Origin of the sequence: Pontibacter qinzhouensis (assembly GCF_008017455.1) — a bacterium.
Taxonomy (GTDB): Bacteria; Bacteroidota; Bacteroidia; order Cytophagales; family Hymenobacteraceae; genus Pontibacter; species Pontibacter qinzhouensis.
This window is the reverse complement of sequence record NZ_VRTY01000139.1, coordinates 1-12568: the sequence shown is the minus strand read 5'-3', so window position 1 is coordinate 12568 and position 12568 is coordinate 1. Positions and strand designations below refer to the sequence as shown.

The window sequence follows — 12568 nt, the reverse complement described above, 5'->3', positions numbered from 1 at the left end:
TTTGCCGAAGCCCTTAAACTTGGCACTGCGCTCGGTATCTCAGAAGAAGTGCTATGCCAGACGCTGCTCGGTGGCCCTGCCGCGGCTCCTTTCCTGAAGCTGAAGCAACAGAAGCTCCTGAACCGGGAGTTCTCACCACAATTTCCGCTGGAGTGGGCACACAAAGACCTGCACCTGGCTGGCGTTACGGCCTACGAGCAGAACGTGGCGCTACCCTTGCTGCACACCACCAAGGAGCTGTACGCACAGGCAAAAGAAGCAGGCTTTGGCGAAGAAGATTTATCGGCAGTATATCGGGTTTTTCTGAAGGACAAGTAAAGCCGCACAGACCTCGCAGCGTCATTAAGAGCTGCGAGCCTCTTCCGGAATAGCAGCAGCTATAGGTTAATTATTTTGATAAGTTTGGCCTTCCGTAGATAATAACCCTGCTACTGCTGCTCTGTAGCAAACAAGACGCTCGCAGGAGCTACGCACGCTGCGAGGTCTGTACAGTTTTTATGCTACAAACTCAGGTAGGGCAGCAGCTTCTCGTACAGTTCCGGGCTGATGATCTTTATTTTCCGGATTTCATCTATTTGTTTGTAGGGTCCGTGCTGTTCGCGGTAGGCAACCAGGGCGCGGGCCACGTTAGGCGAAATGTAGGTGTGTGCTCTCAGCTCATCGGCTGTGGCAAGGTTAATGTTCAGCTTTTTTGGTGTGTAGCCCTGCTGCACATAACTGTACTTCTGCAAGCTATCCACTACCTCCGGCGACAAACCAAATACCTCCTGTAATTGCTCCATCTCGCGGAAACCACCCAGGCCATCGCGGTACTTCACGATCCGGGCCGACAGCTTACTGCCAATACCCCTGATTTGCTTTAGTTGAGTTGTATCGGCGGTATTAATGTTAAAAGGAGCCAGCACGAATTTCTCACGTTTCGGATAGTCGCGGTGAGGTGCTGTGGAAGGCCGGTCGGGTGCAGCAGCTATATCGCGGCTGCGGTTGTTGTAGCGGCTGGGGCGCTCCTCCGGTAATTGTATGTAGGGGCGGAGCTGTTGGTAAACAGAATCTGGCAAACCATAGATTCGCCCTACTTCGGCTTTATAAGTAAAATCACCGACTTTTTGGCGATAGTTGAGAATGCGCTGTGCCAGGAACTTTGGTAGCCCTAGCTCCTGCCACTGCTCAGTGGTTAATTTGTTCGGGTTAAATGGCTGTAGCGGCACTACCGGCAACTTAAACTGCGACTCCTTTCTTATCTGGCTACGCAGCTCCAGCTGCGCCACCAGACTATCCAGCACTTGCTGTTCGCGGGCAGCGGTAGCGGCAAGAGGAGCTGGCCTGATGATGGCATCGTATAAAAATGGCAGCACCATAAATAGTACCAGCAAACTCATCAGCAACAGAAATCCGTTTACCTCCGCTTGCGAGAAGCCAAGGTGACGGCGGATAAGGTGCCTCAGCTTTTTCATTCAGAGCACTTACCGGTTTTTAGGAGCGGGTTGCCGGTCCGGCTCATCGTCGTTGTCGAGGTACGAATCCGGCTCTGGCCTGGGCGGAGTAGTAAGTACTTTCCCAAAGAAATACAGTGTCATGCCTGTTACCAGAAATATGGTGCTGAGCATCACAATTAATGCAGATGTATTCATAGTTTTTAAATTCGTCCTTCTCTAACTCTTTTTTTATACGCCATGTACACCAGCAGAGCCAAGCCAAGCCAGACAAGCAGCAACAGGATACGCGATGCATTTACAAAGAACATCGTATCCTGGAGGTGTTCTATCTGAGCCGCGTCGGTGGCTGCGGCTAACTGCTCCTTCAACCCGCTGTTCATTATTTTCTTTATGATAGAACTGTCGTCCAGCTCCCAACTTCCACTGAAGGCTGCCGCCCAGTCGCCACCTTTTGGCGTAAACAAGGAGCCCAGGAACACCCATAGCAGCAATAAAGGCGTTACAAACTTAATGATGAATCTATAGATGCCGGGCACTTTTATGTCGGAGCCCGAAATGATCTCCCGCCACCCTTTGTTCATCCCGAAGATCCATGCAAACAGGATAGACTCAAACAACGCAAAAACCACCAGCGAGACCGTTCCGGCCCAATAATCGTACTCGTCGAACACACCATACTCAAAGAAAAGTACGGTTGGCATACCCAGCACCAGCACAAAAATACCAAACGACCAGGCCGCCGGCTTACGTTTCCAGTTAAATTCGTCTTGCAGGAAACCGATCCAGGGTGTGCCCATGGCCAGTGAAGAGGTAATACCGGCAAAGAACAGCAAGCCAAACCACATGACCCCAGCCACAGCACCCAGCACATCGCCCCACTGGTAGAACAGGTAAGGCATTGTACGGAATGCAAGACCTAAGCCACCATGCTGCACAAGCTCCGTTACACGGTCTATGCCCAGGTACCCGATAGAGATCGGAATGAGAATGGCACCACCCAGCACCACCTCTACAAACTCATTCATCCAGCCTGCCGACATGGCATTAAGGGCAATATCATCTTTGGAGCGAACGTAAGAGGCATAGCACTGCACCGTACCCATGCCTACAGACAAGGTAAAGAATATCTGTCCTGCCGCGGCCAGCCACACTGAAGGCGACCAGAGCTGATCGAAGTTTGGTGTCCAAAGGAAGTTAAGGCCGACCGAACTGTCGTTGATGGCTCCGTTCTCTCCTGCTGTAATCGTAAAACCTTTGTAAGCTAGAAAAGCGCCAAACAAAATAAGCAGCGGCATACCAATTTTAGCCACACGCTCCACACCAGATGCCAGCCCCTGCGACAAAATCCAGGTGTTAAGCAAAAGGCAAAGCACAAAAAAGAAAATAGGCTCGTAGGGTATACCTAGGGTAGAAATGCCAAGCGATACGTATTCATTAAAAAAGTTTGAAACTCCCTCCTGGTCCAGGCCGCTGAAAGTACCAATAACAGAGTGAAAAACGTAGGACATTGTCCAGGACTCGAGGTAGCAATAGTAGGAGGCCACCGCAATGTTGGTCCAGATACCAAAAACGCCAATGTATTTCCAGAGTCGGCTTTTGCCCATCGTATCCACAATAAATGGCGTGGAGTGGTGCCCGGACTTACCTCCGAAGCGGCCCATAGACCACTCAATCCAGAGCAGTGGAATGCCCATAACCAGGAAACAAACCAGGTAGGGAATTATAAAGGCACCTCCTCCGTTTTGCACCGCCTGCACCGGAAACCGAAGAAAGTTACCGAGGCCCACCGCGTTGCCGGCCATGGCTAAGATGAGACCCATACGTGATCCCCACGACTCTTTGTTTGCACTCATATTAAGGGTAGATGTTTGTTTAGATTAGTTGCGTTTTATGTAGTTCAAGTTTTCTGAGGAGTCCAATTTAAGCAATGTTTTACAGCTTCGACAAGCTTACCCCCTAAAATTAAGGGTGTATCTTCTAAAAACATCAAAAAAGAGATTATACCTCTGCTTGTTCGGCCACTATCCGGATGCCTTCTGCAAAAGTATGCGGCTTGTAGCCTAATTCTCTTTCGGCTTTGGTTATATCGAAGCCGGTGCGAGGCGGGCGTTTGGCTGTTTGCGAGAACGTAGTGGCATCGGCTTTTTCGATCAGGCTTTTATCCAGGTCAAAATAATCGGCTACCTGCAGGGCCATGTCGTAAGGGGTGAGCAGTTCTTTTCCTGAAATGTTGTAAATGCCTTCTGCATCGTGCTGAGCCGCGAGCCAGGAGCCCATGGCCAGGTCTTCTGCCAGTGTGGGTGTGCGGAACTGGTCGTTTACTACTTTTATGTGTTTACCGGCTCGCAGGCTATCGCGTACCCAGAGCACAATGTTGGTGCGGCCGTAGTCGTGCACCACGCCATACACCAGCACGGTACGCAAAATAGCCCATTTACAGGTGGCCTGCTTTACAGCCTCTTCGGCCAGGCGCTTGGTTTCGCCGTAGAACGAGATCGGGTTGGCTTCTGCTTCTTCATCGTAAGGGCCGTTTTCGCCATCAAAAATAAAGTCGGTGGAGAGGTGAATCAGGTGCACGTTGTATTTCTCGCAGGCCGCTACCAGGTACTGCACCGCGTGGTAGTTAAGTTGTAGAGCACCATCGCGGTCTGTTTCGCACTGGTCTACGTTGGTCATGGCGGCCGTGTGGATAATGTGAGTAGGCCGGAACTCGCTCACCACCTGCTCTACCTGCTCCTGCACGCTTACATCCATAGAGGCAAAAGGCAGCGCAGGAAAGAGGGTAGCCAGCTTATTTTCGCCACGGCTGGTCGCCAATAGTTCCACATCGGGGCGGCTTAGCAGTAACTCTGCCAGTTTCTGGCCCAGAAGCCCGTTAGAGCCTGTAATCAGTATCTTTTTCATTTTGATTCTTAAAGGGGTTAATAAGTTAATGGTTTAATTGCTAAATAGTTAAGCAGGATTTTCTTTGTGCTTCTCTAATCTTTGAAATCAGTGTCATCCATTTAATCCGCGATTCAGAAGTTGTTCTAATCAAAAGATTTTACGAAGCCTTCTACACCAGCTGCTGCTCCTACAATGTCTGCCATCTCTAATTTTTAATTTGGCGCAGCCTAATACGTGTACTTATATTTTTTCGCGATCTTTTTCTTCTTCATCTCCTCTACCTTCACTTCCATGGTAATGTCGGAGATGGGCCTGTCGCGGGCTCCTTTGGGTTGGGAAGCTATTTTATCTATTACATCGAGCCCATCTACTACCTGCCCGAAAACGGTGTAGGCCTCGTCGAGCATAGGGGTGCCCCTGTGGTTTTCCACAATATAAAATTGCGAGCCACTCGATTCTTTTTTGGGGTTCATGTGGTCGCCCATGCGGGCCGCTGCCACTGCACCGCGCACATGCTTGTATTTCGGGAGAATTTCGGCAGGAATGGTATAGCCTGGGTTGCCGGTGCCGATGTTATTGCGGTCGCCGGTTTTGGAGTTCGGATCTCCGCCCTGGATCATAAAGCCTTGCACAATCCGGTGGAAGGTAGTGCCGTTGTAAAAGCCTTCTCTGGCCAGTTTCAGGAAATTAGCTTTGTGCTGCGGGGTGTCGTCGAAGAGCACCAGTTTCAGGGTGCCTTGTGGTGTGGTAATGGTTATGAGCTGGTCTTTGCCTTTCAGGTTTTTCTGGGCCATAACGGAAGCCGGCCCGGTTACCAACATAAAAAAGATAAGTAGGAGTTGTTTTAATCTTCTGCTTTGAGACATACTGCTTTCAACAATGGTAAAAGAAACTTTAAGTTTTACCTTTTTTTGCTCTAATCCAAATTTTAGCCGCAAGAGAGGCTGTTTTTGAGATTCAAGACACAGGACGTAAGACACAAGATTTTTTCTCAAGCTGCGGCTTTGCCCTTCTTCTGCATCGCCCACAAAACGCTTGCAGGAGCTGCGCACGCTGCAAAGCATTTTTCCCGCTCGTATTTAAATCAGCCAGTTAACCATTTAACAATCAGCAACCAAATTATTCTAATGAAAAGGGCCTTCCAAAGAAAATTCTTGGTTCTAAGGTCAAGGGTTGCTGTATGGTATTTTTTACCTGAACCTTTATAGATGGCCCCAACTCTTACATTTTCATAATAGCAGGATGCTATCATTCTTCAATTATTCAATTCTTCACTCTCCATTTCTACCATTTAGCGACTAAAAAATTTAACCATCAACAACCAAATTATTCTAATGATTTTGCCCTTCAGAAGGTATTTTACCAAGATAATACTCAAGGGCAGGCACTACCTTTTCATTATCATTTATTCATAATCAAGCTGTTATACCATTTCCCTCGTATAGCTTTTTTATCATTCTCTTTCACACTTTAATTCTGTTCTCAGCTATGAAAACAACTTTTACTTTGTGCCTGCTGCTGTTGCTCTCGTTAGGTGCCAGTGCGCAGTACCAACTGCAGGATAATGTGTATCCTGCCTTAACTTTCACAAACCTGGTGGAGCTGGTGCCCGACCACCCCGAGGGCGAACAGCTTTACGCGGTTACGCAGGCTGGTATCATTTATACCTTCCCCGAAGACGCGGCACAGGCTACAGCCTCTACTGTTTTTCTGGACATAACGCAGCGTGTAACTTCTGGCGGCGAGCGTGGTTTGCTGGGCCTGGCCTTCCATCCGGAGTACCCCGACAACGGATTTTTTTATGTGAATTACACCACCGGCGACCTGGTAACGCGCATCTCGAGGTTCTCCAGGAGCAGCACCGATGCTATGGTAGCTGACCCGACCTCCGAAGTGATTTTGCTCACCATAGAGCAGCCTTTTAACAACCACAATGGCGGTAAAATTGCTTTTGGTCCTGATGGCTACCTTTATATTTCTTCTGGTGATGGTGGCGGTGCCGGAGACCCGCAGAACAATGCGCAAAACAGAACAAACCTGCTCGGCAAGATCCTGCGCCTGGATGTAGATACCAACACCGGCGAGGTGCCTTACGGCATTCCGGAAGACAACCCGTTTGCTGGTAACACCGAGGGCTACAGGCAGGAGATTTTTGCCTATGGCCTCCGCAACCCCTGGAAATTCAGTTTCGACCGCGAGACCGGTTTTTTGTATGCCGCAGATGTAGGCCAGAGTGAGCGTGAGGAAATTAACCTGATTACCAATGGCGGCAACTACGGCTGGAACCGGATGGAGGGCACCTTGTGCTACCCCGCCACTGCCGAGTGTTCTATGGAAGGTCTTACCGCTCCCATTTTTGAGTATGAAAGCGATAACAGTGTAGGCCGATCTATAACCGGTGGTTTTGTGTACCGAGGTGAGGCATCGCAGAGCCTGGCCGGGAAATATGTGTACGGCGACTACGTTACAAACCGCATCTGGGCTTTAACGTTGAACGAAGACGGTACTGCCGGCACTAATGAGCTGTTGTTAACGGCACCTGCCTCAGTGTCGGGTTTTGCGGAGAGCCGCAGCGGTGAACTGTTGGTAATCTTGTATGGCACCAACACGCGCATTGCCAGGCTAACCGACCAAACCACCAGCCTGCCGCTGGCACAGGAACAGCAGTTTACCTTATACCCGAATCCTGCCACCGGTTTTGTCACCATCGATTTTAAGCCAGGAACTGTTCTAAAAGGCGCACAACTTATTTTATTTAACGCTCTGGGGCAGAAAGTGCAGCAACATACCGATCTGGCATCGGAGCAGGTGCAGTTAAATGTATCGGGCCTGGCAGCAGGCGTGTATGTGTTGCAGGTAGAATCTGAAAAGAAACTGACAAAGCATAAAGTGGTGATTCGGTAGCAGTGGCTGCTTTTCTAATTAAAAATTAAAAATTAGAACTATAGCCTGACCGCCACCAAATTACAGCCGCATATGGCTTGTAGTTTGGTGGCGGTTACTTTTTGTGGCGCATCTGCAGCGATGCTGTAAAGCAAAACTGTGTCAAAGGATTAAGAGTACTACTTTTAACACAGTTAACATGGAAGAGAAAAACCAACTGGATCTGGAAAAGATCAAGCGCCAGTTCCTGGAAGAGTTCCGGAGCGGCAAACCCACCTTTGGCAAAGACGGCGCGCCTGGCCCCCTGCTGAAACACTTTTTAGAAGCCGCTTTGGACGCGGAGATGGATCTGCACCTGGATGAGGAGGAACGCCAGAACAGCAGAAGGGCCAGTAAACTGAAATAAGGAAATGACACAGTTTAGATTACACTCCCAACTATTCTGTCTATCACTCCAATATAGCCAGATAAACGAAATAGCAACAACAATCATATTTAACACTACAAGCCTCAAAACACATTCCTCCTGCACACCCGGCTCAAACGTTATTCAATGGATTGTTTTAATAAATACCTCCCAAGCTGCTGCTTTACTGCTACAAAAAAAGCGATGCAAAACTGCACCGCTTTCCAATTAAGTTACTGCCAACAGCCGCTACTCCTCGCGCTGGGCTTTAATGCTTTCCAGTATCTCTTTGCCGCCTTGCGCCAGAATGGAAGTAGCCAACCTGATGCCTAGTTCCTCGGCTTGCGCTGGAGTGGCTGTCATGGTTTCCTGTAGCAGGGTTTGCCCGTCTAGGCTCACCAGGCCACCTTCTATCTGCAGGCCTTCGGCTGTGAGGGTAGCCAGTGCAAACGACGGGATGCTGCAGCCGCCTTCCATGGTCCGCAGAAAAGCGCGTTCTGCCAGTAGGCACACATGTGTGTCGGCGTGGTCGAGGGCGGCTTTTAGCTGCTGCTTTACCTCTGGGTCTAAACTTCTGGCGCATTCTATGGCTACGCTTCCTTGTCCGGCAGCCGGCACAAACTGGGTTTCGGGGAAGGTGTGCACAATCAGGTTGTCGTAGCCCATTCGGAAAACACCGGCATAGGCTAGCAGCAGCACATCGAACTGCTTGTTCTCCAGCTTCTGCAGGCGCGTTTGCAGGTTGCCCCGCGATTCGGCGGTGCTAACCTGTGGGTAGTACTTCTTGAGCAGGGCCTTGCGGCGGGTAGAGGAAGTACCAATAACCACCTTGCTCTCAGGCGTAAGTTTAAACTCCGGGTCGAACGACAGCAGCACATCGTTAACCTGCTCGCGCTCCATAAAGGCCAGTAGTTCCAGGTCGTCCGGAATAGAAGACTGCACGTCTTTGGCGCTATGCACAGCAATATCGATGGAGCCATCGCGCAGGCCAACTTCCAGCTCTTCGGTAAACACACCTTTAGAACCTATTTTGTCTAACGATTTATCGAGCACCTGGTCGCCTTTGGTGCTGATGATGACCAGTTCAGCGGCAAAACCTGCGGCAGTCAGCTTATCGGCGGTGGCGTTGGCTTGCCATAGGGCTAATTTGCTGCCCCTGGTGCCGATGCGGATGGTTGTAGGAATCGGGTTCGTTTGCATGTATGTTAATTTTGGTTTCGCAGGAAGCCTGCAATTTGTATGGAGCTGTCTACGAATACCATTTTAGGGTTTGCGTTTCGCTCGATATGGTAATGCGCCTCGTTCAGCTCTGTAGAGAGCAGTTCGGCATTACGTGTTGTTATCAGCTTCGAGAAATTTTCGATAAAGGCCTGCTCCGCAGGTGGCATAAAGGCTACCAGCGACGTATCGATGCCGTACAACATGACCTTCCGGAACAGGTTCAGGGCATAGAGCAGAAAGTTTTTCTGGTTTTCGCGGCCCAGCTTCTGAAAATCCTCGCTTGTCTTTTCTACTATCTCGCCAAATTTGTAGCCATAGCAGGAGCGCATCCAGTCCTGGAAAAACACGAAATAGTCGCTGCTGATTTCGCTGGTTAGTTTGGTGGCTGCATTCAGACTGCCTTCTGCCAACTGTGCAATCTGGTAAGCAGTGGTAGGCTCGGTATGGTGGGTCTGCTGCAGGTAGGCCACCACATCTTCTTCTGAATAGGTGCGCACCTGCACAATCTGGGTGCGCGAGGTAATGGTGGCCAGCAATTTCTCAGAGGACTGCGACACCAGCAGGAAGAGCGTTTTTACGGGCGGCTCCTCCAGCAGCTTCAGCAGGGCATTGGCGGCGGTAGTGTGCATCAGTTCCGGCAGCCAGATCAGCACAATCTTATAATCGCCCTCAAAGGCCTTTAGCGACACCAGCTTTACCAGTTGCCGGCTTTCTTCTTTCGAAATAAGGCCCTGTTTGTTCTCGGCACCAATAAACTGCATCCACTCGTTCAGGCCCTGGTACGGGTTAGCGAGCACAAACTGCCGCCACTCCGTCAGGAATTTCTGGCTCAGCACATCCTTCGTTACCGATTTGGTGCTGGTTACGGGCATCACGAAGTTAAAGTCGGGGTGCACCAGCTTGTTCATCTTCACGCAGCTGTTGCATGTTCCACATGAATCGTTGGGCTGTTTGCTCTCACAGTTAATGTAGGTGGCATAGGCCAGCGCCAGCGCCAGGTTGGCGCCTCCCTCCTGCCCCAGAAACAGCTGCGCATGCGCCACATGGTTCTGCTGCACTGAGTTCAGCAGCATCTGCTTCGTTTCGTCCTGCCCTATGATCTGTGAAAACTGCATATTAGATGCTAGATACTAGATTTTAGATGATAGATTGTTGATTGTTAAATGGTTGGTGGATAGAAGCTACTGGATTCTCTATAAGCTAAACTACCATTTAATAGTGCAGCCATTTAACAAATAAATTATTCTAATGAAAACAGCCTTCCGAAGGTTTTTTGAGCTTTTCTATCCAAGGGTTAAAGGTCTTGCCGGTACTGTTTTGTCTGTTCAAACACTGCTTCTAAAATAGCGCGCTCTGTTGCGTCGAGGTCCAGGTTACGACGTGCTACTACTCTTTCTGCTACTTCTAAAGCTTTGTCTAGCCTGTAGGTAGTGAGGCCGGCTGCGCCACCCCATGAGAAAGACGGTACAAAGTTAGGCGGAAAACCCGGTCCGTACACATTGGCACTCACACCTACCACTGTACCCGTGTTAAACATGGTATTGATGCTGCTTTTGGAGTGGTCGCCCATAATAAGGCCACAGAATTGCTGCCCTGTACCTTTAAAGCTGTTACTGGGGTAGTTCCAGAGCTTTACTTCGCCGTAATTGTTTTTCAGGTTCGAGGTGTTGGTGTCGGCACCAAGGTTGCACCACTCGCCAAGCACCGAGTTACCCAGGTAGCCATCGTGCCCTTTGTTAGAATGCCCGAATATGACTGAGTTACTGACTTCGCCACCTACTTTAGAGAAAGGCCCAACGGTGGTCTTGCCCCGCATTTTGCCTCCCATGCCTACTATGCTGCCTTCGCAAAGCGCAAAAGGTCCGGCAATAAGCGCTCCCTCCTGCACCTGCGTGTTTTTGCCAATATAAATAGGGCCGGTTTCGGCGTTAAGCACCGCTGCTCTTATTTTGGCACCCTCTTCAATAAACACATTTCGTTCGCAGTACACGGCCGTGTGCACATCGTATACGGCCCGGCTCTTGCGGCCAGCCGTCACGAGCGCAAAATCCTTTTCGATCTGGTCGGGGTTCTGCAGAAATATATCCCATACCTCCTGTAGCAGGGTGCAGTTCTCTACTTCTTTTACCGACTTTGCCAATGGCTGCAGGTCCTGTGCCTGCTGCACGTGCTGGCCTGTGGTGTGCAGGGCTATCAGAGTACCTTTGTATGTGAGTGCCTCTCCCAGGTCCAGTTGCCTAATTAGGCGCACCAGTTCTACATCGGGGCATACGGCTCCGTTTACGAACAGCTGGCGAGGTTCGGTTTGTCGCTTAAATTTAGCGTGGAGGTAAGGCTGCGTGAGGTAAGATACATTGCCTCCCAGGTAGGTGCGCCATTTTTCAGCAATAGTTAAGATACCAATGCGTATGTCGGCTACAGGCCTGGTAAACGTAAGCGGCAACAGCGACTGCCTGATGCCTGGTTCATCGAAGAGAACAACATTCATAAGCACAAAAATAGAAAAGTCTTCCCGAAATAATTCAGGAAGACCTACTTAATTACAGGCAATCTTTTTCTAACAGACCGTTAGCTGCACAACTTTTTGTAGTTCTGCAGCCGCAAACGTCTTCAGCTTTGCGTTATAAAGTAAGGGTTAGGAGAAAATAAAAAAGTCTTCCCGATAGCATCGGAAAGACTTTTCTTTTAAACGTTCTAAACTTAGTACGCTTATTTTTTGTAACGCTTGTTGAATTTCTCAACGCGACCTGCAGTGTCCACGAAGATGTTTTTACCAGTGTAGAAAGGATGTGAGGCAGAAGAAACCTCCACTTTAATAACCGGATATTCAACACCGTCTTCCATGGTGATGGTTTCGCTTGAATTCATGGTAGAACGAGTGATAAACTTGTAATCACTGGAAGTATCCTGGAAAACCACCTTTCTGTATTCTGGGTGAATGCCTTTTCTCATTATTATAAACGTTTATTAACCTTAATTCTGAATCGGACTGCAAAATTAACAAGAATTTATGAAAGTAAAACCTTATTAACCAAATTATTTTGTTGTTTACCTAAAACATGTGCCTGCTGCAAATATTATTTTAATTTTGCCATAGCTGGCCTGGCCTTCGCCACCTAACCAACAGCTCTTGAACAGATGACACACCCGCAACAAAACCAGATACTGAACAAATCTCAGATCGAGCAAAAGATCATCCGGATGGCCTACGAGATTTACGAGCAGAACTTTGAAGAGCAGGAACTCGTGCTGGCGGGCATCGACCAGACGGGCTATACACTGGCCGAAATGCTGACCCGCGAGCTGCAAAAGATTTCGCCTATAACTGTTACGCTCATCCGGGCCATTATAGACAAGTCTGCCCCTGCCGACACGCCGGTGCAGCTAAAGCCAGAAACCGTAGACCTAAAAGATAAAGCCATTGTGCTCGTAGACGATGTGCTGAACACAGGCAGAATACTGACCTATGCCCTGGCTGCTTTTCTGCAGTACAACCCGCGCAAAATAGAAATTGCCACCCTCGTAAACCGAAGCCACACCTTGTTTCCGGTGGCCGCCACCTACACCGGCTACTCGCTGGCCACCACGCTCCGCAACCACATTAGTGTGGTGCTGCAGGAAGATGAAGTAGCAGCTTATCTTATTTAGAGTTAAAAGTTATAGAGGTTATAGACTGCGTCATAACTTATCGGAAATTGAAATTGTATCTCTCCTGGAAACAGGACACCAGTATCAC

At 49.3% G+C, this 12568-nt stretch carries 12 protein-coding genes and 1 pseudogene; 4 read left to right on the top strand and 9 right to left on the bottom strand.

The window, feature by feature from the left end:
* The coding region (locus FVR03_RS22310; protein WP_147923998.1) for an NAD-binding protein at positions 1-318 on the top strand (318 nt) is incomplete at its 5' end.
* A gap of 182 nt (positions 319-500) precedes the next feature.
* Here FVR03_RS22310 and FVR03_RS22305 read toward each other — a convergent pair.
* The 5 genes from FVR03_RS22305 to FVR03_RS22290 all read right to left on the bottom strand — a co-directional run bounded on the left by FVR03_RS22305 (position 501) and on the right by FVR03_RS22290 (position 5143).
* A complete protein-coding gene (locus FVR03_RS22305) occupies positions 501-1454 on the bottom strand; it encodes a ComEA family DNA-binding protein (protein WP_147923997.1) in 954 nt (317 codons plus the stop codon).
* Between the two features lie 9 nt (positions 1455-1463).
* Complete coding sequence (locus FVR03_RS24615) at positions 1464-1631, bottom strand: hypothetical protein (RefSeq protein WP_187270267.1); 168 nt, start codon at positions 1629-1631, stop codon at positions 1464-1466.
* Between the two features lie 5 nt (positions 1632-1636).
* Positions 1637-3289 carry a sodium-dependent transporter gene (locus FVR03_RS22300; protein WP_147923996.1) on the bottom strand — a complete coding sequence of 551 codons (1653 nt, stop codon included), beginning with the start codon at positions 3287-3289 and terminating at the stop codon, positions 1637-1639.
* Between the two features lie 145 nt (positions 3290-3434).
* The gene (locus FVR03_RS22295; RefSeq protein WP_147923995.1) at positions 3435-4340 is read right to left on the bottom strand and encodes an SDR family oxidoreductase; all 906 of its coding nucleotides are present in this window, start codon (positions 4338-4340) and stop codon (positions 3435-3437) included.
* A gap of 209 nt (positions 4341-4549) precedes the next feature.
* Complete coding sequence (locus FVR03_RS22290; protein WP_255474362.1) at positions 4550-5143, bottom strand: peptidylprolyl isomerase; 594 nt, start codon at positions 5141-5143, stop codon at positions 4550-4552.
* A gap of 667 nt (positions 5144-5810) precedes the next feature.
* On the opposite strand from FVR03_RS22290, the gene FVR03_RS22285 reads away from it, so the two are divergent.
* Positions 5811-7226 (top strand): PQQ-dependent sugar dehydrogenase, encoded by a 1416-nt coding sequence (locus FVR03_RS22285; RefSeq protein ID WP_147923993.1) that lies wholly within the window; start codon positions 5811-5813, stop codon positions 7224-7226.
* Positions 7227-7404: 178 nt separating this feature from the next.
* Positions 7405-7593 (top strand): annotated as a pseudogene (locus FVR03_RS22280) (IS256 family transposase); the annotation flags it as partial.
* 267 nt (positions 7594-7860) lie between these two features.
* On the opposite strand, the gene hemC reads toward FVR03_RS22280, so the two are convergent.
* From hemC to FVR03_RS22260, 4 genes are all read right to left on the bottom strand, one after another.
* Positions 7861-8811 carry a hydroxymethylbilane synthase gene (gene hemC, locus FVR03_RS22275; RefSeq protein WP_147923991.1) on the bottom strand — a complete coding sequence of 317 codons (951 nt, stop codon included), beginning with the start codon at positions 8809-8811 and terminating at the stop codon, positions 7861-7863.
* A gap of 5 nt (positions 8812-8816) precedes the next feature.
* The gene (locus FVR03_RS22270; RefSeq protein ID WP_147923990.1) at positions 8817-9947 is read right to left on the bottom strand and encodes a DNA polymerase III subunit; all 1131 of its coding nucleotides are present in this window, start codon (positions 9945-9947) and stop codon (positions 8817-8819) included.
* A gap of 179 nt (positions 9948-10126) precedes the next feature.
* A complete protein-coding gene (locus tag FVR03_RS22265) occupies positions 10127-11320 on the bottom strand; it encodes a GlmU family protein (protein WP_147923989.1) in 1194 nt (397 codons plus the stop codon).
* Positions 11321-11541: 221 nt separating this feature from the next.
* A complete protein-coding gene (locus tag FVR03_RS22260; RefSeq protein WP_147923988.1) occupies positions 11542-11784 on the bottom strand; it encodes a type B 50S ribosomal protein L31 in 243 nt (80 codons plus the stop codon).
* 186 nt (positions 11785-11970) lie between these two features.
* Here FVR03_RS22260 and FVR03_RS22255 point away from each other — a divergent pair, with 186 nt between their 5' ends.
* A complete protein-coding gene (locus FVR03_RS22255; protein ID WP_147923987.1) occupies positions 11971-12480 on the top strand; it encodes a phosphoribosyltransferase family protein in 510 nt (169 codons plus the stop codon).
* Positions 12481-12568: the final 88 nt, after the last annotated feature.